19 protein-coding genes are annotated in these 21,371 nt (G+C 74.8%); 5 read left to right on the forward strand and 14 right to left on the reverse strand.

Annotated features, from left to right (window positions below; genetic code table 11):
• Window positions 1-5: 5 nt before the first annotated feature.
• Window positions 6-575, reverse strand: coding sequence for a transglycosylase family protein (locus AB2U05_RS07920; RefSeq protein WP_369182874.1), 570 nt, complete (start codon window positions 573-575; stop codon window positions 6-8).
• A 126-nt stretch (window positions 576-701) separates the two neighbouring features.
• The gene (locus tag AB2U05_RS07925) at window positions 702-1,517 is read right to left on the reverse strand and encodes a transglycosylase family protein (protein WP_045705342.1); all 816 of its coding nucleotides are present in this window, start codon (window positions 1,515-1,517) and stop codon (window positions 702-704) included.
• 627 nt (window positions 1,518-2,144) lie between these two features.
• On the opposite strand from AB2U05_RS07925, the gene AB2U05_RS07930 reads away from it, so the two are divergent.
• Together AB2U05_RS07930 and AB2U05_RS07935 are read left to right on the forward strand one after the other, a co-directional pair.
• Complete coding sequence (locus tag AB2U05_RS07930) at window positions 2,145-3,011, forward strand: hypothetical protein (RefSeq protein WP_369182875.1); 867 nt, start codon at window positions 2,145-2,147, stop codon at window positions 3,009-3,011.
• A gap of 300 nt (window positions 3,012-3,311) precedes the next feature.
• Window positions 3,312-3,938, forward strand: a complete 627-nt coding sequence (locus tag AB2U05_RS07935; protein WP_369182876.1) for a hypothetical protein — start codon at window positions 3,312-3,314, stop codon at window positions 3,936-3,938.
• Window positions 3,939-4,085: 147 nt separating this feature from the next.
• On the opposite strand, the gene der is transcribed toward AB2U05_RS07935, so the two are convergent.
• The 5 genes from der to AB2U05_RS07960 all read right to left on the reverse strand — a co-directional run bounded on the left by der (window position 4,086) and on the right by AB2U05_RS07960 (window position 8,853).
• Window positions 4,086-5,540, reverse strand: coding sequence for a ribosome biogenesis GTPase Der (gene der / locus AB2U05_RS07940; protein ID WP_045711499.1), 1,455 nt, complete (start codon window positions 5,538-5,540; stop codon window positions 4,086-4,088).
• Window positions 5,541-5,741: 201 nt separating this feature from the next.
• A complete protein-coding gene (gene cmk, locus AB2U05_RS07945; RefSeq protein WP_369182877.1) occupies window positions 5,742-6,455 on the reverse strand; it encodes a (d)CMP kinase in 714 nt (237 codons plus the stop codon).
• 157 nt (window positions 6,456-6,612) lie between these two features.
• Complete coding sequence (locus AB2U05_RS07950; RefSeq protein ID WP_369182878.1) at window positions 6,613-7,515, reverse strand: DUF4419 domain-containing protein; 903 nt, start codon at window positions 7,513-7,515, stop codon at window positions 6,613-6,615.
• Window positions 7,440-7,679 (reverse strand): hypothetical protein, encoded by a 240-nt coding sequence (locus tag AB2U05_RS07955; RefSeq protein WP_369182879.1) that lies wholly within the window; start codon window positions 7,677-7,679, stop codon window positions 7,440-7,442. The genes AB2U05_RS07950 and AB2U05_RS07955 overlap by 76 nt, the downstream gene beginning before the upstream one ends.
• A gap of 88 nt (window positions 7,680-7,767) precedes the next feature.
• Window positions 7,768-8,853, reverse strand: coding sequence for a prephenate dehydrogenase (locus AB2U05_RS07960; protein ID WP_045702450.1), 1,086 nt, complete (start codon window positions 8,851-8,853; stop codon window positions 7,768-7,770).
• 373 nt (window positions 8,854-9,226) lie between these two features.
• On the opposite strand from AB2U05_RS07960, the gene AB2U05_RS07965 reads away from it, so the two are divergent.
• Genes AB2U05_RS07965 through AB2U05_RS07975 form a run of 3 tightly spaced genes read left to right on the forward strand, consistent with a single transcriptional unit; the run spans window position 9,227 to window position 13,487 of the window.
• Window positions 9,227-11,506 (forward strand): DUF4139 domain-containing protein, encoded by a 2,280-nt coding sequence (locus tag AB2U05_RS07965; RefSeq protein ID WP_369182880.1) that lies wholly within the window; start codon window positions 9,227-9,229, stop codon window positions 11,504-11,506.
• A 3-nt stretch (window positions 11,507-11,509) separates the two neighbouring features.
• Entirely contained in the window at window positions 11,510-13,069 is a 1,560-nt protein-coding gene (locus AB2U05_RS07970) for a mucoidy inhibitor MuiA family protein (protein WP_369182881.1), read from the forward strand.
• Window positions 13,070-13,124: 55 nt separating this feature from the next.
• The gene (locus AB2U05_RS07975) at window positions 13,125-13,487 is read left to right on the forward strand and encodes a DUF952 domain-containing protein (protein ID WP_045702456.1); all 363 of its coding nucleotides are present in this window, start codon (window positions 13,125-13,127) and stop codon (window positions 13,485-13,487) included.
• Between the two features lie 50 nt (window positions 13,488-13,537).
• Here AB2U05_RS07975 and AB2U05_RS07980 read toward each other — a convergent pair whose 3' ends face one another.
• From AB2U05_RS07980 to ald, 7 genes are all read right to left on the reverse strand, one after another.
• Complete coding sequence (locus AB2U05_RS07980; protein ID WP_052707652.1) at window positions 13,538-14,521, reverse strand: helix-turn-helix domain-containing protein; 984 nt, start codon at window positions 14,519-14,521, stop codon at window positions 13,538-13,540.
• A gap of 222 nt (window positions 14,522-14,743) precedes the next feature.
• Window positions 14,744-16,054 (reverse strand): pseudouridine synthase, encoded by a 1,311-nt coding sequence (locus tag AB2U05_RS07985; RefSeq protein WP_369182882.1) that lies wholly within the window; start codon window positions 16,052-16,054, stop codon window positions 14,744-14,746.
• A gap of 64 nt (window positions 16,055-16,118) precedes the next feature.
• Complete coding sequence (locus AB2U05_RS07990) at window positions 16,119-16,712, reverse strand: SMC-Scp complex subunit ScpB (protein WP_369185926.1); 594 nt, start codon at window positions 16,710-16,712, stop codon at window positions 16,119-16,121.
• Window positions 16,713-16,957: 245 nt separating this feature from the next.
• Window positions 16,958-17,833 carry a ScpA family protein gene (locus AB2U05_RS07995; RefSeq protein ID WP_063773582.1) on the reverse strand — a complete coding sequence of 292 codons (876 nt, stop codon included), beginning with the start codon at window positions 17,831-17,833 and terminating at the stop codon, window positions 16,958-16,960.
• A 111-nt stretch (window positions 17,834-17,944) separates the two neighbouring features.
• Window positions 17,945-18,463 (reverse strand): hypothetical protein, encoded by a 519-nt coding sequence (locus AB2U05_RS08000; RefSeq protein WP_078860748.1) that lies wholly within the window; start codon window positions 18,461-18,463, stop codon window positions 17,945-17,947.
• 41 nt (window positions 18,464-18,504) lie between these two features.
• Window positions 18,505-19,572 (reverse strand): ParA family protein, encoded by a 1,068-nt coding sequence (locus tag AB2U05_RS08005; RefSeq protein ID WP_208615551.1) that lies wholly within the window; start codon window positions 19,570-19,572, stop codon window positions 18,505-18,507.
• A gap of 435 nt (window positions 19,573-20,007) precedes the next feature.
• Window positions 20,008-21,123: an alanine dehydrogenase gene (gene ald, locus AB2U05_RS08010; RefSeq protein WP_045702462.1), complete on the reverse strand. Its 1,116-nt coding sequence runs from the start codon at window positions 21,121-21,123 to the stop codon at window positions 20,008-20,010.
• Window positions 21,124-21,371: the final 248 nt, after the last annotated feature.

Below are 21,371 nucleotides of genomic sequence, written 5' to 3' on the forward strand. Positions count from 1 at the left end.
ACAGCTCACCCTGGATCACCCCACCATCCTCCCGCACCGCCCTCGCCCCGGGCGGCCGACCAGCCCCCGAACGAAGTCCCGGAGCCCTTCGGCCCGCCGAGCAGCCCCAGTTCCCGCGCGCAGCCCGACCAGGCCTCCCACCCCTCCCGCCGCAGGATCTCCTCGGCGACGGTCGTCTGCTCCCGCCGGCTCGCGTGGTCCGGCCGGTCGGCGTACCGCAGGCCGCCGGCGTCGGCCCAGGTGGGCGGCCAGATCTGCAGACCGCCGTAGTAGCCGTTGCCGGTGTCGGCCCGCCAGTCGCCGCCGCTCTCGCAGTCGGCGAGTTCGTCCCACACCACATCCGCGACCCGCACCGCCGCACCGGCCCGGTCGCCCCCGGGACCGCCACCGCCGCCGGAGACGACGGCCACCACCACCGCCACCGCGACGCTCAGCCGCAGCGCCGCCCGACCTGCCGGCCCGTCAGGCCGCTCATCGGACCGTCCGCCGCACTGCTCGTCGGACCGTCCGCCGCACTGCTCGTCGGACCGTCCGCCGCACTGCTCGTCATACCGTCCGTCACGCGAATGCAGCATGGCGCCCGACCCTAGGCAGCGCGGCCACGCCACCGCCCCGACACACCGGACACGCCGAAGGCCGCTCCCCCACACGGAGGAGCGGCCTTCGAGGTCAGCTCGAGCGCACCCGAGCCGAGCTCAAGCTCAGATGCTCAGGACCTGGCCCGGGAAGATCAGGTCGGGGTTGCCGCCGACGACCTTGGCGTTGTTCTTGTACAGGTCGTGCCAGTCCAGGCCCTGCGCGGCAGCGATGGAGCTCAGGGTGTCACCGGACTTGACGGTGTAGTCGCCCTTGGCCGGCTGGGCCGGCTTGGCGGGCTTGGCGTCGTTCGAGCCGGTCCAGGACTGGGCGCCCTTGGCGGCGTCCTGCTTCGGCGCGGCGTCGTTCTTCGGGGCGGACTTCGGCGCGACGTCGGCCTTCGGCGCGGCGGCGGCCTTGGGGGCGGCGGCGGCCTTCGGGGTGGCGGTCTTCGGCGCCGGGGTCTGCGCCGGCTTGGCCGCAGCCGAACCGGTGGACGAACCGGTGGACGAACCGGCCGAGGTGTCGACGGCGGCCGGGGCGCCGCCCTTGGTCAGGCCGGCCTTGACGGAGCAGACGGGCCAGGCGCCCGGGCCCTGCGAGGCGAGGACCTTCTCGGCGACGGCGATCTGCTGCGCCTTGGTGGCCAGGTTGGCCTGCGCGGCGTACGCGGTGCCACCGTAGGCGGCCCAGGTGCTGGAGGTGAACTGCAGCCCACCGTAGAAGCCGTTGCCGGTGTTGATCGACCAGTTGCCGCCGCTCTCGCACTGGGCGACGGCGTCCCAGGTGGAGACCGAAGCGGCGGAGGCCGAGGTGGCCGTGACGAGGCCGGCCACCGGCAGGGCCGCGACGGCGGCACCCGCGACGACCGCCATCCGCACGCGGTTGCGCTTGGTGACGGCGGAGGTGGTGGCAGCGGCGTTCTCGTTACGGAAGGTCATGGGGTTCCTCTCGACAGCCCCGGGCGGGCATGCGGAACCAAAGCCCTGGAGAGGGCCGAGTTCGCTTGCCGCGTCCGTGGGGCGGCCGTGCACGTGTCGGACGTGCCGCTGCCGCCCCGGCCACCCAGCCACTCGCCGGCGACCTGTTCGAGCGATCGCGTCGGCGGGCACCTGCCGCGCCCGGCGGGCCGGGGGGCTGTGCGTCGGGGGTGAGCCCGGGTGGCGCTCGTTGCGCCGCTGAAGAAGCTACGAGCCGGTCGGCGGGGATTCCAAAACTCGGACGGTCTGCCCAGCTCAGCAAGGGGTTACCGCCAGTAACAACCTGCGAATCATGCCCGAAATGTCCGATTTAACCGTCAATTCCTAGATCGAACATCCGGGTGCCGTGACCCACCTCACGGTTTCATTCCGGCAGTCTCGCCACCGACATCGACAGATTGCGACCACGAGAACACCCGGCGCGATCGGATCGCGGGCAATTCCCGTCGGCCTCGGCCGGCACCCGTGACGCCTGACACAGGGGCCCGTTGGGCATGGCGACCTCCCCTCACCAACCGCCGCTCAACCTCCCCACCACCCCCCACGGCACCACGAAGCCCATCCGCACCCACCTCCCGAGGAGACCCAGTGCCGCGCATGCTCGACGTCAGCGACGAGGTCCGGTCCGAGATCGGCGACGACGAGGCCGACCGCCTCCTCGCCGGCGACCGCGCACCCGCCAGCTACGAGTGCACCTCCTGCCGCACCCCGGGCGACACCGACATCGAGGCGACCAGCACCGTGCTCTTCGTCGCCGACGAGACCGCGGTGCTCGCCTTCGCCCACGCCCGCTGCATCCCGTCCCAGGTGGTGCCGGTGTCCGAGGAGCAGCTGGCCGGCGCCGTCCGCAGCATCAGCCAGGCCCAGACCGGCGCGCCCGGCCCCGGCGCGCCGAACACCCCGACCGTCCCCGCCTCCCCGGCCGCCCCCGCCGCCCCCGCCGGTGCCGTCGCGGACCCGGCCGCCCAGCCGACCGCCCCGGGCCAGGCCGCCATCCTCGGCATCACCTGCGGGCTCGTCCTGCACGACAAGGTCGGGCACGCCTCACTGGTGGTCGAGCCCACCGGCCCGGTCGGCCGCCCCGGCAGCACCTCCGGCGAGGACGAGTTCCTCGACCTGCTCCAGGACGCCGGCTTCCAGCCCGTCAGCGACCTCAACGAGACCCCGGACCAGCTGGCCGGCTGGTCGGTCCTGGTCGCGATGGGCAAGCTGCACGCGATCCTGCAACCCGCCGCGGCCGGCGGCAGCACCGGCTGGTGGCAGGCGCACCAGCCGCTCCAGGTCACCGAGGCGTGGCGGATGGCCGCCAGCCAGCTCTCCGAGGTGACCATGTACGCCGTCCCGGCCGGCATGGTCGGCCGCCAGCCGCGCGAGGACCTGCTGCGCCAGGCGCTGGAGCGCGCGGTGTCGCTGGGCCAGGTGGTCGCCGCCTCGCTGCCGCTCGCCGGCACCTGAGCCGTACCCGGCGGAGCCGCCCGACCGGGCGCCGCAGAACCGCCGCACCCCAGGAACCCGCCGCACCCCAGGCCCTCTGGCCCCCAGGCCCCCAGGAACCGCGCACCACAGGCACCACCGCACCGCGAGGCGGCCGCCGACCGATCCACGGCGGCCGCCTCCCGGCCCGCGGAAGCCACGGCCCCACATCCCCTGCCCCCGCATCCCCCCGCCCCCTCACTCGTTGGCCCCTATGTGTACAGCTACGACGTCTCCGCGTCCCCCGGACGGTCCGCCACCGGACACCTCACCATCCCGGGCATGCGCCCGTCGTACGACGCGGAGCACCCGTACGTGACGACCCAGACCGCCTCCACCACGCCGATCTACGACGAGCTGTACTCCGAGTACCGGCGGCTGTTCCGCGCCCTGCCCGGCGACCGCACCGGCGAGGAGGACCTCAGCTTCACCGCCTTCGCCGTCCGCGACGGCCACCCGCTGTCGGGCGGGTCGTTCCCGTACCCACCGCCCCAACACCACCAGCACCAGCACCAGCACCCCCAACCCCAGGCCTTCCACACCTACGGGGGCCAGCCGCACGGCCTCCCCCCGTTCATGCCGCAGCAGCACGCCCCGGTCGGCGGCCACCCCGAGCAGCCGCCCGCCCCCGCCGGCAGCGGCCCGGGCCCGACCACGCACGCCGCATCGCCGTCCCCCCAGTTCACCAACGGCCAGGGCTGGGTCGCCACCGGCTACCTCGGCGTCCTCCCCACCCCGACGCCCCAGCCGCAGCCTCAGCCGGTGCCGCACACGGTGCCCGCCCCTCCCCCGCCCCCGTCCCCCCTCCTGGGCACGGCCCCCGGCCCGGTCGCCGCCCAGCCCGCCGGCGGCCGGCACCGCCAGCTGCTCTCCCTCCCCCCGGGCCGCGTCGTCGACCACCACCACTGACCCGGCGAGCCAGCAGCAGACCCCCGGGCCCCGAGCCAGCAGCAGACCCCCGGGCCCCGGCAAGCAACGCCCCCCGGCCCCCGGGCAAGCAGAAGGGCCCCGCCGCCACCGCGACGAGGCCCCTCGGCCATCCCCCACCCCTACCGACTACTTCTTCTTGCGCTTCTCCCGCACCCGCACCGAGATCGAGATCGGCGTCCCCACGAAGCCGAACTCCTCGCGCAGCCGGCGCTCGATGAAGCGCCGGTAGCCGGCCTCCAGGAAGCCCGAGGCGAACAGCACGAAGCGCGGCGGACGGGTGCCCGCCTGGGTGCCGAACAGGATGCGCGGCTGCTTGCCGCCGCGGATCGGGTGCGGGTGGGCGGCCACGAGCTCGCCGAGGAAGGCGTTCAGGCGCGCGGTCGGGATGCGGGTCTCCCAGCCCTCCAGCGCGGTCTCGATCGCCGGGACGAGCTTCTCCATGTGCCGGCCGGTCTTGGCCGAGACGTTGACACGCGGGGCCCACTGCACCTGGACGAGGTCGCGCTCGATCTCGCGCTCCAGGTAGTAGCGGCGCTCCTCGTCGAGCTGGTCCCACTTGTTGTAGGCGATGACGACGGCGCGCCCGGCCTCGACGGCCATCGAGATGATCCGGGTGTCCTGCTCGGCCAGGGTCTCGCTGGCGTCGATCAGGACGACCGCGACCTCGGCCTTCTCCAGCGCGGCGGAGGTGCGCAGCGAGGCGTAGAAGTCGGCGCCGGCGGTCAGGTGGACGCGACGGCGGATACCGGCGGTGTCGACGAACTTCCAGGTCTTGCCGCCGAGTTCGATCATCTCGTCGACCGGGTCACGGGTGGTGCCGGCCAGCTCGTTGACGACGACGCGCTCCTCGCCGGCGACCTTGTTGAGCAGGCTGGACTTGCCGACGTTCGGCCGGCCGATCAGCGCGACGCGGCGCGGGCCGCCGGGGGCGGCGTCGCCGAAGGTCTGCGGCGGGGCCTCGGGCAGCGCGTCCATGACGGCGTCGAGCAGGTCGCCCGAGCCGCGGCCGTGCAGGGCGGAGACGGGGTACGGCTCGCCGAGGCCCAGCGACCACAGGTAGGCGGCCTCGGCCTCGGTGGACGGGCCGTCGACCTTGTTGGCGCACAGGACGGTCGGCTTGCCGGCCCGGCGGATGAGCTTGATCAGGGCCTCGTCGGTGTCGGTGGCGCCGACCGTGGCGTCCACGACGAACATCACCGCGTCGGCCTGCTCGATGCCCAGCTCGGCCTGGGCGGCCACCATGGCGTCGATGCCCAGGACGTCGATCTCCCAGCCGCCGGTGTCGACGACCTTGAAGCGGCGGCCGTTCCAGCTGGCCTCGTAGGTGACCCGGTCGCGGGTGACGCCCGGCTTGTCCTCGACGACGGCCTCGCGGCGGCCGATGATGCGGTTCACCAGGGTCGACTTGCCGACGTTCGGGCGGCCGACGACGGCCAGCACCGGCAGCCGGACGTGCTCCTCGCCGTCCGCGGCGTCGAAGCCGTCGACGTCGAAGCCCTCCTCGGCGGCGATGGCCATGAACTCGGCGTAGTCTGCGGCGTCCAGCCCACCGTGGTCGGTGGCGGAGTGCTCTGCGGTCATGTTCGTCTGTTCCGTTTCCCGGCCCGGCCCTTCCCAGGGGCGCGCCGTGCGTTCCTGCCCCACCAGGGGCAGCGCGATGGTTTCCTCCGCGGCACCTCGACGGCCCGCGGTTCATTCAATGGTCAGATGGCCGGACGATCGGATGATCGGACATCCCTCGCCCGCTCGCCCCCGGTCGTCAGACCGGTTCGCCCCCGGTCGTCAGACCGACGACAGCCCGGCCCGCTCCTCCACCAGCGCGGCGATCCGGTCGATCACCTGCTCCAGCGTGAGGTTGCTCGTGTCCACCAGGACGGCGTCCGCGGCCTGCGCCAGCGGGGCCGTCTCCCGGGAGGAGTCGGCGGCGTCCCGGCGGGCGAGGTCGGCGGCCATCGCGGTGATGGTCGCCTCGTCGACGCCCTTGGCGCGCAGCTCGGCCGCCCGGCGCTCGGCCCGGGCCCGCTCGGAGGCGGTCAGGAAGACCTTGACGGTGGCGTCCGGGAACACCACCGTCCCCATGTCCCGGCCCTCGGCGACGATGCCGCGCTCGGCGACCTCGGCGCAGCCGCGCTGCAGCTCCACCAGCCGGGCCCGGACGGACGGCACCGCGGCGACGGCGCTGACCTTCGCGGTCACCTCGGGGCCGCGGATCGGGCCGGAGACGTCCTGGCCGTCCACCGTGATGGTGGGGCCGTCCGCGTCCGTGCCGGACACGATCACCGGCTTGCCGCAGGCGACGGCCACCGCCTCCGCGTCCTCGACGTCGACCTCGTTGGCCAGCATCCACCAGGTCATCGCCCGGTACATGGCGCCGGTGTCCAGGAAGCTCAGGCCCAGCCGGGCGGCGACCGCCCGCGAGACGGTCGACTTGCCGGAGCCGGAGGGTCCGTCGATGGCGACGACGACCGGGGCGTGCGCTCGGTCGGCAGTGTCCACGGCGCGAACCTCTCTCTGAGCACGGGAACCGGGCGCCTGCGCGGGCGGACGGCCGGGGATTGTCTCCCTCAAGGTTAATGGACCGCCGCCGACTCCCGATCCGGGCCGGTCACCGAGCGGCCACCCACTGACCGCCGGTCCTGCCACGAGGCCCCGCTCACGCCCCGTCCCGGAGCACCCGCAGCACCGCGTTCCCGAGCCTCGGCCGCACGAACCCGCCGTCCCGCTCGATCCCGAGCACCCCGCCGACGAAGGCCATCCGCGAGGTCCCGAGCGGCGTCTCCCACGCGAAGGGCACCTTCGAGACGTGCGAGGGGAAGGCGTTCTCGGTGAACCTGGTCCGCCCGTCCCGCCACCGGAAGTCCGTCCGCGGCTCCGGCTCCCCCGAGATCCGGGTGTGCGCGAAGAACGCGGTGAGCCAGCCGGAGACGTAGTCCCCGCCGGACTCCGACTCCCACTTGTACAGCGAGCGCCAGAAGCCCTCGTCCACCGGCCCGCCGGCCGCCGTCAGCGCGAGGGTGCGCAGCACCGGCCGCAGTGCCTCGAACCACGGCCGGAGCGGCTCGAACCACTCCGCCAGCTCGGCGACCCGCCGGGCCAGGAACGCCCAGTCCGGCCCCGTCCCCTCCAGCCGTACGCGCGGGATGCCGCAGAGCGAGACCCACCTGAACTCGTAGTACGGGCTGACCACGTCCATCAGCGCCACCAGCACCGCGGACGCGTCGTCCGGCGTGGTCGTGGAGAAGGTCGCCCGGAAGAGCCCCACCAGCTCCTCGCCGACCGCCGCCGCCAGCGGCTCCCGCACCAGCCGGATCGACCGTGCCCAGTCCGGCTCCGGCCCGAGCAGGCTGTCGTCCCGGACGGTGATCGTCTGCCGGTGCCCGGGCGTCGTGGTGAACAGCCCCTCGTACAGCTCGGCGTTCAGCCGTACGTGCACCGCGACCTCGTGCACCACCGCGTACCAGAGCACGTCCGGCGACAGGCTCAGCGGCAGGTGCCCGCAGAACGCGACGTGCGCGGCGCGCAGCAGCAGGCTCCAGGTCGGCTCGTCCTCCTCCACCGGCCGCTCCCGGGGGCGGCGAGCAGCGTCCCGGTGCTGCGGTGGACCAGCTCGAACTCCCCGCCCACCACCGCCGCCAGGAAGGCCTCGTTGCCGACCTCCGCCAACTCCCCCGCATCGCCGGGCTCCTGGCCCTCACCGAGCGGCACGTCGACGATCCTCATGGCGCCTCCCCCGTCGAACCCGCCTCCACCACCTCCGACCGCCCGGCCGCCCGACCAACCGCCCGACCGCTCGGCCGGCCGAGCGACGTCAGTCCCGCACGCTCCACCCGCCCGAGCGCAGCGCCGCCGTCAGCGGCCCGACCGCCCCGGGCGCGACCGACAGCTGCACGAACCCGACCTGCTGGCCCGTCGAGTGCTCGATGGCGACGTCCTCGATGTTGACCCCGACCGCGCCGACCTCCCCGAACAGCCGGCCCAGCTCGCCCGGCTGGTCGCCGAGCACGACCGCCACGGTCTCGTACCGGGTGGGCGGCGAGCCGTGCTTGCCCGGGATGCGGGACTGGCCGGTGTTGCCGCGCCGCATGACCGCCTCGATCCCGGCCGCGCCGGCCCGGCGCTCGCCCTCCTGGGCGGCCTCGAGGGCGCGCAGCGCGGTGACGGTCTCGCCGAGGTCGGCGGCGACCTCCTGCAGGACGTCGGCGACGGCGCCCGCGTTGGCGGACAGGATGTCGACCCACATCCCGGGGTTGGAGGCGGCGATCCGGGTGACGTCCCGGACGCCCTGGCCGGAGAGCCTTATGGCCGTCTCGTCGGCGTGCTCCAGCCGCGCGGCGACCAGCGAGGACACCAGCTGCGGCGCGTGCGAGACCAGGGCGACGGCCCGGTCGTGCTCGGCGGCGTCCATCACGATCGGCATCGCGCCGCACAGCGCGACCAGCTCCAGGGCGGCGTTGAGCGTCTCGGTGTCGGTGTCCGCGGTCGGGGTGAGCACCCAAGGGCGGCCCTCGAACAGGTCGGCGCGCGCGGCCAGCGGGCCGGAGCGCTCGCGGCCGGCCATCGGGTGGCTGCCGATGTAGCGCGTGGTGTCGCAGCCGAGCGCCACGACCTCGCTGCGCGGGCCGGCCTTCACGCTGGCCACGTCGGTGTACCAGCGGGCCAGGTTGCGGCGCTGGCAGTCGGCGAGCACCTTGCCAACCAGCGCGGGCGGGACGGCGATGATCGCCAGGTCGACGGGGCCGTCGGCCGGCTCGGTGGTGCCCGCGCCGAGCGAGGACGCGGTGCGCGCGGCGTCCGGGTCGGCGTCCTCCAGGTGGACGGTCAGCCCGCGTTCCGCCAGCGCGAGCCCGGCGGAGGTGCCGATCAGTCCGGTGCCGACGACGACTGCTGTGCGCATGGCGGGTCGCTCTCCTCATCAGGCCGCAACAGGTTCCCGGCGGGCGACAGGAGCCGACCGGGGTCTTCCGGGCCCCATCCTCTCGCATCCGCCCCACCCCGACGTCGACCCCCCACGCCCACGCCCACGCCCACACCGCCACGCCACCGTGCCGCCGCGCCGCTGTACCCGGCAACCACCGCGCCCCCGCCCCCGTCCCACACAGTGCGGACGCCACGGCGCACACGCCGCGCCCGGGAAATCCGGCGACGCCCGCCCCGGAGCGGGGCACACTGGCCGCCCGGGGACGGCGCGCGGCGGCACGCGGGGCACGGCGCACGGACCGCCGCCCGGCGGCGACGCGAACGAGCGAGGCCAACGAGAGGGGTTGCGCATGGATGATCAGGTGGACGGCCAGGTGGACGGCCGGATGAACGACCAGCGGAGCGGCGAGGCCGCGCCGCCGGAGGTGCCGGCCCACCCGTCCGTCCTGGACTCCGTCGTGGTGTACGCCGAGGGCGCGGTGTGCCGCCGCCGGGCCGCCGTGCCCGTCCCCCCGGACGGCCGGCTGCGGCTGACCGGCCTGCCCGACACCCTGGACGGCCGCACGCTGCGCGCCCGGGTGCTCGCCGGCCCGGCCGGCGCCGCCGTCGTCGAGGCCCGCCTGGAATTCCTCCCCGAGCTCCACGACCCCGCCGAACTTCCCCTCCTGCAGCGCGAGTTCGACGAGGCGGCCGAACGCTGCAGCGCGCTCGCCGAGCGCCGCCGACTGGTCCTGACCGCGATCGACGAGACCACCGCGCTGCGCGCCGTCCCCCCGCAGCGCCGGGCGGACGAGCCGCTGCGCCGCACTCCCGCCGAGGCCTGGCTGGAGCTGGCCGACTTCGTCGACGAACGGCTGGCCGGGCTCCAGCAGCGCGCCGAGGAGCTCACCCGCGAGGGCGAACTCGCCGAGCACGAGCGCCGGTTGGCCGCCGACCGGCTGGAGCGCGCCTCCACCGCCGGACGCACCCCGGCAGTCGGCACGGACGCCACCGTGCTGATCTCCCTCACCGGCACCAGCCCCACCACGCCCGCCGCCCCCACCACGCCCGCCGAAACCCTGGAGCTGGAGCTGGAGTACGGCGTCCCGGCCGCCCGCTGGGTGCCCGCCTACCGGCTCAGCTACCGCACCGGCGACGACTCCGCCCGCCTGGTCCTGCGCGCCTGCCTCGCCCAGCAGACCGGCGAGGACTGGACGGGCGTCCGCCTGGCCCTGTCCACCGCGGACCTCGACCGCCGCACCGACCTGCCCAGGCTCAACTCGCTGCGGATCGGCCGCAGCCAGCCCGCCCCGCCGCCCTCCGGCTGGCGCGAGCCCCCGGCCGGCCTGTCCGACCTCTTCGCCGGGTACGAGGCCGGGGCCCGCGATGCCCGGAGCCGCCGCTCGGAGCGCGCGGGCGCGGGCCCCAGCGGCCCCCGCCCGGCCGTCCTGGGCGGCGCCCGCCCGATGGCCCGGGGCGGCTCCCTGGCCGCCGACGAACCGCAACAGCCACCTCTGACGCCGCACGCCACGCCCCCGGCCCCCCAGGCGTACGGCTACGGCTACCCGCTGCAGGCCGACGCCCTCGCCCCGGAGCCCGTCGCCCCGGCCGCGTTCGCCGGCCCCCCGCCCGCCGCCTCGCTGCCCCCGGCCCCGAGCGCACCGAGCGCACCGAGCGCACCCACCGCACCCGGCGCCCCCGCCCCCGGCGCCCCCGCCCCCGGCGCCCCGGCCTTCGGCGCCGCGCCGGAGGCCCGCCGCTCGCACCGCCGCGACAGCCACCCCGCCCCGCCCCCGCCCCCCGGCCTCGCCCCGGGCGCCCTGCTGCTCGACTACCCCGACCTCGTCCTGGCCGGCCCCGACGCGCCGCACGCCGAGCGCGGCACCCTGCGCCCCCGGCCCGACCGGCTCGCCCACGAGGAGCAACACCGGCTGACCCCCGGCGGCAGCGGCGGCGAGCACGTCCGCCACCTCGCCCTCCCCCGGCACGCCGTCCCGCCCCGCGAATCGGCCGGCTCCTTCGACCACCGCTTCGACGCCGCCGCCCCCGCCGACATCCCGTCCGACGGCACCTGGCACACCGTCACCGTGGACGAGATCCGGCTCGCCGCTACCCCGGAGTACGTCACCGTCCCCGCCGTCGAGGAGAAGGTGTACGCGACGCTGGTGCTCGCCAACCGCACCGACCGCGCCGTCCTGGCGGGCCCGGTGGAGCTCACCGTGGACGACGAGTACCTGCTGACCGCCGCCCTGCCCACCCTCGCCCCCGGCGAGCTGCGCGTCCTGGGCGCCGGCGTCGCCGAGGGCGTCGAGGTGGCGCGCCGCACCGAGCTGCGCGAGTCCGCCACCGGCATGCTGAAGGGCAACAGCACCGTGCTCGACCACCGGGTGCACGTCCAGGTCGCCAACCGGCTCGGCCGCACCGTCACCGTGGAGGTCCGCGAGCGCGTGCCGGTCACCTCCGACGCCGAGATCCGGATCGAGGAGCGGGCCGACTGGCACGCCCCCGCCGTGTCCACGCGCGAGTGCCCGCCCAGCACCCGGCTCTGGCGGGTGGAACTGCCGCCGGGCGGCCGCGTGGAGCTGGACGGCGGCTACCAGATCAAGATCCCGGCCGGAAAGGCCATCGCCGGCGGAAACCGGAGGAACTGAGAGATGACCGGAGCCACCACCCCCCTCCCCGTCACCGCCGTCACCTGTCTGGAGGACCGCGGCCAGGTCGAGCGCACGACCACGGTCGAACTCACCGCGGGCGTCCAGCGGTTGCGTTTCGGCCCGGTCACCGCGCTGGCCGTCGACCACACCCTGCGGGCCGAGACCGCGGCGCCCGGCACCCGGGTGCTGGAGGCCCGGCTGGTCCGCAGCTGGGCGCCGCGCGCCCCGCTGCCGCCCGGCCCGGAGGACTCGGCGCTGCGCCGCCGCCTGCACGAGCTGGAGGCGGCCTACCGGCTGGCCGACCAGGCCCGCGCCCGGCTGGACGCCCGGCTGGCCCTGCTCGCCCAGCTCAGCGCCGACCTGCTGCGCGAGATCGGCGAGGGCGCGGGCGTCGGCGAGATCGAACGCACGCGCTGGGCGCGCGAGTTGGAGCGCGTGGACGCCGAGCGCGAGCGGCACGGCGAGGAACTGCGCGCCACCCACTCCCGGCTGCGCCGGCTGGACCAGGAGCGCTCGCAGACGCTGACCGCCCTCGACCTGGCCGAGGAGGAGCCGGCCGAGCTGGTCGCCCACCTGGAGCTGACGGTCGAGGCGGACGCACCCGGCCCGGCCGAGCTGACCGTCGCCCACCTGGTGCCCTGCGCACTGTGGCGCCCCTCCTACCGCGCCACCCTGCACAGCGGCGCCGAGGGTGCCACCGTGCACCTGGAGTCCGAGGCGGTGGTCTGGCAGCGCACCGGCGAGGACTGGGCGAACGTCCGCCTCACCTTCTCCACCGCCCGCTCGGCCCTCGCCACCGACCCGCCCGCCCTCGCCGAGGACGTGCTGACGCTGCGCGAGCGCACCGACGAGGAGCGCCGCAAGGTCGAGGTGGAGCTGCGCGAGGAGGCGGTGAGCACGCTCGGCCCGGCCGAGGGCGTCCCGGGCGTGGACGACGGCGGCGAGGTGCGGGTGCTGCCCGCGCCCGCCCCGGCCACCGTCCCCGCGGACGGCCGGGCGCACCGGGTGCCACTGGGCGGCTTCACCGCCCCGGCGAGCAGCGAGTACGCCTGCGCGCCGGAGCTGTCCCCGCTGGTCACCCAGGTGGTCCGGTTCCGCAACGCGGCCGGGCACCCGCTGCTGGCCGGCCCGGTCGAGCTGGTCCGCGGCAGCGGCTTCACCGGCCGCGGCGAGCTGCCGTTCACCGCCGCCGGCGCCGAGGCGGAGCTGTCCTTCGGCAGCTCCGACGACTACCGGGTGGTCCGCGAGGCCGAGGAGCACCGGGCCGCCGCCGCGCTGTCCGGGCGGCAGACCACCACCCGCACCGTCCGGCTGCACCTGTCCCGCTTCTCCGGCCCGGAGGAGCGCGACGAGCGGGTCGTGGCGGTCCGCGAGCGGGTGCCGGTCTCCGAGGTGTCGGCGGTGGAGGTCCGGCTGCGCAAGGAGGAGTGCGCGCCCGCGCCGGACGCCTTCGACGCCGAGGGCATCGTCCGCTGGGACGTCCCGCTCGGCCCGGGCGCCCACCGCACGCTCACCCTGGTGTACGAGGTCTCCGCCGCCGCCAAGGTGGCCGGGCTGTGACGACGTCCGCGCCCTCGTGACGACCGCTCAGGAGTGAAAGGGGTACAAAAGGAACATGATCCTCCACCTCACCCCCCTGGACGACTGGCTGGCCGACCCCGGCCGCCCGTACGCCGCCGCGTCGCTGCTCACCGACGGGTTCATCCACTGCTCGGCGGACGAGCAGACGGCACTCGCGGTGGCCAACGCCTTCTTCGCCGACACCCCGGACCCGCTGATGGTGCTGCTGATCGAGGAAGCACTGGTGGAGCCGATGGTGAAGTGGGAGGCCCCGCACGGCGCCCCACCGCCCGGGGCCACCCCCGACGTCCTGTTCCCGCACATCTACGGCCGGCTGAACCGCTCCGCCGTGGTCGGCCTGGAGAAGGTCGAGCGCGGCCCGGACGGCCGCTGGGCCTCGCTCAGCCCCTGGAGCTGACCGGAGCCCCTAAAGCTGACCGGAGCCCCCGGAGCCGACCGGCCCCGCAGTCACAGCCACCCCCGCTCCCGGGCCGCCATCCCGGCCTGGAAGCGGGTGGTGGCGCCCAGCGAGCGCATCAGGCTCTGCAGCCGCCGCTGGGTGGTGCGGGCGCTCCAGCCCAGCGAGCGGGCGATCGACTCGTCGGTGAGGCCGGCCGCGAGCAGGCCGAGCAGCTTGCGGTGGTCGGCCTCCGGCTCCAGCGAGGCCTCCCCGGTGCCGATCGCGGCCTGCAGCTGGACGGCCCGCTCCCACTCCGCCTCGAACAGCGTGTCCAGCGCCTGCAGCAGCGCGGAGGGGTGGATCACGTACGCGGCGTCCAGCACGCTGTCGCCGACGCTGATCGGGATGATCGCCATCCGGTCGTCCGACATGATCATCTTCATCGGCAGGGTCGGCCGCACCCGGGCCTCCTCGCCGTCCGCGACGCCGACCAGGATGTTCCGCTCCAGCCGGCCGGGCCAGGCCACCGCCTCCCGGTCGTAGACGGTCCGCACCTTCAGCCCCTCGCGCAGCCGCCGCCGCTGCAGCGGCATCGGCGCCACCGGGTCCTGGATGTACGGCGGCCGGTCGAAGCCGCGCACCTGGTACTGGCTGGTCTCGACCATGTGCTCCAGCCGCTGGGCGATCGCCTCGCCGCCGGTCAGCACCTCCACCGAGTGCGCCGGGTCGGTGTAGCGCGAGGCCTCCCGGAAGGCGTCCATCAGCCGGTGCATCTCGGCCCGGGCCTGCCGCAGCTCGGACTCCCGGTGGCCGATCAGGGTGCCGATCGCGACGTCGGGGGCGACGGGCAGGTAGCGCTGGCGGTCCACCGGCGCGCGGGTGGCCATGCCCTGCTGCGCCAGCCGGTCCAGCGCGCGCACGCTCTGCTGGAGCGTCAGGCCGCAGTCGGCCGCCAGCTCCTCCGCGGTGGACTGCGGACTGGCCACCAGCGCCGCGTAGACCTGCCCGTCCGGCTCGGCCAGTCCCAGTGCGCTGAGCGGTGCATCGGACACGACGCCGTCTCCCCCTGTTCGCCCCTGATCGCCCCCACCGACGACGGCGCTGGCGCAACCCCGCCACGCGGCCCGGTGGCGGCCCGGTGGCCATCCTCTGCCACGGATCACCCGCTGACAAGGCCGTGACCAGCGGTTGCGTCCCGGCTCACACACGACACGGAGGGCCCCCCGCCACCACGGGCGGGGAGCCCTCCGAGGAAATCCGGGTGAACCGGCGGCCTACAGACCGACCTCGCGCATCAGCTGGCCGACCTCCGGGTTGGTCAGGCGGCGCAGCCAGCCCGACTTCTGGTCGCCGAGCGCGATCGGCCCGAAGTGCGTGCGCACCAGCTTCTCGACCGGGAAGCCGGCCTCGGCCAGCATCCGGCGGACGATGTGCTTGCGGCCCTCGTGCAGGGTCACCTCGACCAGGTAGTTCTTGCCGACGTTGGAGACCACCTTGAAGCTGTCGGCGCGGGCGTAGCCGTCCTCCAGCTCGATGCCCTGGGCCAGCTGCTTGCCCAGGTCGCGCGGGATCGGGCCCTGGATGGCGGCCAGGTAGGTCTTGGTCACGCCGTACCGCGGGTGGGTGAGGCGGTGGGCCAGCTCGCCGTGGTTGGTGAGCAGGATGATGCCCTCGGTCTCGGTGTCCAGGCGGCCGACGTGGAACAGCCGGGTCTCCCGGTTGGTCACGTAGTCGCCCAGGCACTGGCGGCCGTCCGGGTCCTCCATGGTGGAGACCACGCCGGCCGGCTTGTTGAGCGCGAAGAACAGGTACGACTGGGTGGCGACGGTCAGGCCGTCCACCTTGATCTCGTCGTTGGCGGGGTCGACCCGCTTGCCCTGCTCGGTGACGCGCTTGCCGTTGACCTCGACGCGGCCCTGCTCGATCAGCTCCTCGCAGGCGCGACGGCTGCCCATGCCGGCCCGCGCCAGCACCTTCTGCAGGCGCTCGCCCTCGGGCTCGGCGAAGGTCTTCGGCAGCTTGACGGCCGGCTTGTCGTGCCGGGCGAGGACGGCGTCCTCGATCTTGGCCTGCAGCTCGCGCGAGCGCTGCGGCTGGCGGCGCGGGTCGCCCGGGGCGCCCTGGCCCTCGCGGCGCGGGCGCGGGGCCGCGCCGGGGCGCCGGCCGGCGAAGCCGCCGCGGGCGGGGGTGGCGTTCGGGCCGCCGCCGTACTCGGGGCGGTCGTACTTGCGCTCCTCGGGCCGCAGCGGGCGGTCCGGGTAGCGGCGGTCGTCGCGCCGGTCGTCGCGGCGACGGTCGTCCCGCCCGTACGAGCCGGAGCCGCCGCCGTACGAGGACCCGCCGCGCGAGCCGCCGCCGGAGCCACCGCCGTACGAGGACCCGCCCCGCGAGCCGCCGCCGTACGAGGAGCCGCCCCGCGAGCCCGAACCCGAGCCACCGCCGTACGAACCTCCGCGCGAGCCCGAGCCGCCGCGGCCGCCGCCGCTGCCGCCCCCGTAGGACGAACCGCCCCGGCCGCCCCCGCCCTGTCCGCCGCGGCCGCTGCCGCCGCCGCTGCCGTTCCTGCCGTTGCCACTGCTGCGCATCAAAGTGTCCGTACGTCGTTTTCCGTCTGGGCCGTGCGGTCGTCTCGGCCGACCTCACCGCCCCCTACCGATCGGGCCCGGCCCGATCGGCCTCGCCACTGCCGTCCGCGGCCTGCGCGGCAGCGGCGGCGACCGCCTCCGCGATCATCGTGCCCTCCAGGGACTCCGCTTCCACGTCGTCGACCTCGGGCAGGAAGGGTGCGAGTTCCGGCAGCTCGTCCAGGCCGCGGAGCCCCATCCGTTCCAGGAAGTAGTTCGTCGTCCGATACAGGATCGCACCTGTTTCGGGCTCGGATCCGGCCTCTTCCACCAGTCCTCGCTGTACCAGGGTACGCATCACGCCGTCACAGTTCACACCGCGGACGGCGGAAACCCGGGATCTGGACACCGGCTGCCGGTAGGCGACGACCGCCAGGGTCTCCAGCGCGGCCTGGGTGAGCCGGGCCTGCTGGCCGTCCAGCAGGTAGCGGTCGACGGCCGGCGCGCAGCCCTCCCGGCTGTAGAAGCGCCAGCCGCCGGCGACCAGCCGCAGGTCGAAGCCCCGGCCCTGGGCGGTGTACTCGGCGGACAGCTCGCGCAGCGCGACCGCCACCTCGGCCCGGGGGCGCTCCAGCACGCCGGCCAGCCGCGCCTCCCCGGCGGGCTCGTCGACGACCATCAGGATCGCCTCCAGCGCGGCCCGCAGCTCCCGGTCCGGGGCCTGCGGTGCGCCGGAAGTCGGCGGGGTCGACTTCTGGTGCACGACCCGGGCCTGCGCCGCGGCGTCCTCGCCGGGAACCGGCTCCGGCAGCAGCTCGAAGACCGGCTCCAGCCACTCGCCGTCCCGCGGCTGCCCGGGCAGCCCGAGCGGGCGCCGCACCGGCCGCCCGCCGCCGTCGCCGTCGTGGGCCCCGCTCGTGCCGCTCATCCGCGCCCGTCCTCCTCGTCCTTCCCGGCCCCGCCCGCCGGGCGGTCGAACTCGTCCGTCACCTCGACCGGCCCCCGGCCCGGCTCGGCGACCCAGCGCACCCGCAGCTCGCCGAGCGCCTCCGGCTGGGCGAAGTCGAGCGCCTTCTCCCGGTACAGCTCCAGCAGCGCCAGGAAGCGGGCGACCACCACCAGGGTGTCCGGCGCGTCCGCCACCAGCTGCTGGAAGGTGGCCTCGCCCAGCTCGGTGAGCAGCCGCACCACCAGCCCGGCCTGCTCACGGACGCTGACCGGCGGGCTGTGGATGTGGTCCACGTACACCACCGGCTTCGGCTTCGGCTCCATCGCCTTGGCCGCGAGCTCGGCCAGCCGCTGCGGCCCGATGGTGAGGACGACCTCGGGCAGCAGCGCGGCGTGCCGGGGCTCCAGGGCCGCGGAGCGCGGCCGGCGCAGCAGCTCGGCGGCCCAGCGCTCGCCGAACAGCGCCGCGGCCCGCTTGTAGGCCCGGTACTGCAGCAATCGGGCGAACAGCAGGTCGCGGGCTTCCAGCAGGGCGAGGTCCGCCTCGTCCTCGACCTCGGCGACGGGCAGCAGCCGGGCGGCCTTGAGGTCGAGCAGGGTGGCGGCGACGACCAGGAACTCGGTGGCGGCGTCCAGGTCCCAGTCCGGGCCCATCGCCCGGATGTGCGCCATGAAGTCGTCCGTCACGGTGGCCAGCGCCACCTCGGTGACGTCCAGCTTGTGCTTGGCGATCAGGCTCAGCAGCAGGTCGAAGGGGCCTTCGAAGTTGTCCAGCCGCACCCGGAAGCCGCCCCGCGACGGGTCCTCGGTCGCGTTCGCGGTGCTGGCGGCTGGTTCGGTGGTGCTCGGCATGGCGGTCCATCTTCACCCGGGCCGGTCACCGGCCCCGCCCCGGGGCCGCCGACACGCCGCCCGGCCGGCACCCTACCGACGCCCGACCGACGCGCTGCCGCGCCCGGCGCGTCAGCGCCCGCGCAGCCGCCGGACCAGGATCGAGGCCTCGCCGCGCTGCTCCAGGTCCGCCAGGACGACCGCGATGGCCTCCCGGACGATCCGCCCGCGGTCGACGGCCAGGCCGTGCTCGCCGCGCAGGACCAGCCGGGCGTGCTCGAGGTCCATCAGTTCCTCGGCGGACACGTACACGGTGATCTTCTCGTCGTGCCGCTCGCGCCCGCTCGGGCGGCGCGGCGCGCGGCCGCGCGGGCGGGCGCGCCCGGCCGCGGCGGGCTGTTCCTCGGCCCCGCCGGGGTGCTGGCGGGCACCCTGGCCCCCGGCGGCCGCCGTGGCGGGCCGCTGCGCGGGCGCCGGCACCCCGGCGGCCTGCTGCTGCTCGGAGGGCTGCTGACGGTCGTCCTGGGGCCCCTGGGCGCCCGGGACGGCCCCGGCGCCCTCGGCGCCGTCCGTGCCGTTGACGGTCCGCGCGGTCTCCGGTCTGGATGCCTCGGCGGCCGGACGCGGCGCGAGGGACGGCGACAACGCCATCCCGCCGGTGGTCCGGAACAGCTCGTCGGCACCCGGGAGACTCACTCGGCGGGGCGGCACCGGTCGAGCACCTCCCTGGCGAGCTGGCGGTAGGCGGCGGCGCCGACCGAGTTGGTGGCGTACGTGGTGATGGGCTCGCCGGCGACGGTGGTCTCCGGGAAGCGCACGGTCCGGCCGATGACGGTGTGGAAGACGTGCTCGCCGAACGCCTCGACGACGCGCGCCAGCACCTCGCGGCTGTGCACGGTGCGCGAGTCGTACATGGTCGCGAGGATGCCGTCCAGGCGCAGGTCGGGGTTGAGCCGCTCGCAGACCTTCTCGATCGTCTCGGTCAGCAGCGCGACGCCGCGCAGCGCGAAGAACTCGCACTCCAGCGGCACGATCACGCTGTGAGCGGCCGTCAGCGCATTGACCGTCAGCAGGCCCAGCGAGGGCTGGCAGTCGATGATGACGTAGTCGTAGTCGGGCAGCAGCGGCTTCAGGGCGCGCGCCAGCGCGGACTCCCGGGCCACCTCGCTGACCAGCTGCACCTCGGCGGCGGAGAGGTCGATGTTGGACGGCAGCAGGTCCATGCCCGGCACGGCCGTCTTGAGCAGCACCTCGTCGGCCGTCAGGCCCCGCTCCATGAGCAGGTTGTAGACGGTGACGTCCAGCTCCATCGGGTTGACGCCCAGTCCGACCGAGAGCGCGCCCTGCGGGTCGAAGTCGACGAGCAGCACCCGGCGGCCGTACTCGGCCAGCGCCGCGCCCAGGTTGATGGTCGACGTGGTCTTGCCGACGCCGCCCTTCTGGTTGCACATGGCGATGATCTGGGCGGGGCCGTGCTCGGCGACCGGCGCGGGGATCGGGAAGTACGGCTGCGGACGGCCGGTGGGGCCGATCCGCTCGCGGCGCTGGCGCGCGGCGTCCGGGGCCAGCGTGGCGGCGTACTCCGGGTCGGGCTCGTACTCGGCGTCCGGGTCGTCGTAGGCGCCGTAGGCGAACTCGCCGTAGGCCAGGCCGTAGGCCGCCAAGTCGGCGTCGTGATCGGTCACCGTGGTCACCTGTGCTGTGTTCTGGCGTGCTTCGAAGGTACGGAGTGCGACCGAGCCGACCTCGGCCGAGCCCACGGAGGGCTGCCGGGCCCCGGGCTCCTCACTCGGCTGGCCGGCGGTGAGCTCCGCCAGTCCTGGCTGACCACCCCCGGGAGCAATTGTCGACTCATTCACAAGTCGTCTTACCTCCTTGGGCGTCCCGGACTCTATGTCGATTCGTCAGCGTGGCAGCATGCCGACGGTTTGCGACTCTAGGCCGTTTCAGGCGTTCGCAGCAACACAATCCACGGTAGAGGGCCGGATGTGTCGACTCTCGGGCGGGCTGCTGTCAAGGGATGAGCGGGTCACGGAGGCCGACGTTTCCGCACGCGGGTGCGGTCGGGTGACACGACCGACCGAAATTGACGACAGAGCGACCCGCCCGGGCTGCCCGCCGCGCACGGGCACGGCGAAGCCCCCGATCCGAGGGGATCGGATCGGGGGCGAACGACCGCCGTGCGGTCAGGGTGTTCAGGCGAGCACGCTCTCCAGCGTGACCGACTCCAGGCCGAAGGCCTCGGCGACGGCCGGGAAGGTGATCTGGCCCTCGTGCACGTTCAGGCCCTTGGCGAGCGCGGCGTCGCGGCGCAGCGCCTCCTTCCACCCGCGGTTGGCCAGCTCGACGACGTACGGCAGCGTCGCGTTGGTCAGCGCGTAGGTGGAGGTGTTCGGGACGGCGCCCGGCATGTTCGCCACGCAGTAGAACACGGAGTTGTGGACCTGGAAGGTCGGCTCGGCGTGCGTGGTCGGGTGCGAGTCCTCGAAGCAGCCGCCCTGGTCGATGGCGATGTCGACGAGCACGGAGCCCGGCTTCATCCGGGAGACCAGCTCGTTGGTGACCAGCTTCGGGGCCTTGGCGCCCGGGATCAGCACGGCGCCGATGACCAGGTCGGCCTCGATGACGGCCTTCTCCAGCTCGAAGGAGTTGGACATGATGGCCTTGATCTTCGTGCCGAAGATGCGGTCGGCCTCGCGCAGCTTGTTGATGTCGCGGTCGAGCAGGGTCACGTCGTAGCCCATGCCGATGGCGATGGTGGCCGCGTGCCAGCCGGAGACGCCGCCGCCGATGACGACGCACTTGGCCGGGTGGGTGCCGGGCACGCCGCCGGGCAGCACGCCGCGGCCGCCGGCCGGGCGCATCAGGTGGTAGGAGCCGACCTGCGGGGCCAGCCGGCCCGCGACCTCGGACATCGGGGCGAGCAGCGGCAGCGCGCCGTTGCCCAGCTGGACGGTCTCGTACGCGATGGCGGTGGTGCCGGAGGCGACCAGCGCGTCGGTGCCGGCCCGGTCGGCCGCCAGGTGCAGGTAGGTGAAGAGGGTCTGCCCCTTGCGCAGCCGGTGGTACTCGGAGGCGATCGGCTCCTTGACCTTCAGCAGGAGGTCGGCGGTGGCCCACACCTCGTCGGCGGTGGGGAGGATGGTGGCGCCGGCGGCCACGTACTCCTCGTTGGGGATCGAGGAGCCGACACCGGCGTTGTCCTCGATGTAGACCTCGTGCCCGTTGCGGACCAGCTCATGCACGCCGGCGGGCGTGATGGCCACGCGGTACTCGTGGTTCTTGACCTCGCGGGGGATGCCGACCTTCACGACTGAACACGTCCTCTTGCCATGGGGGACCAACCGGCGAAAACCGGTGGGCGACGCGCGCGGGGGGAAGCCTCCGGGCATGCCCGTGGCAGGGGATCGCTGCGCGACTGAGTTCGAGTGTAATGAAGCCCAGTCGGCCTGTCAGCCTTCCAAAGTGAATAAATTTTCCGGATGCATTGGCAGGTTCGTAGGCTTCCCCTACCGCTTACCCAGGCAATGCACGCCAACCGGACAACTACGACGATACT

The sequence above is a fragment of the Streptomyces sp. Y1 genome (genome assembly GCF_041053115.1).
In the GTDB taxonomy this organism is placed as follows: Bacteria; Actinomycetota; Actinomycetes; order Streptomycetales; family Streptomycetaceae; genus Kitasatospora; species Kitasatospora rubellomurina.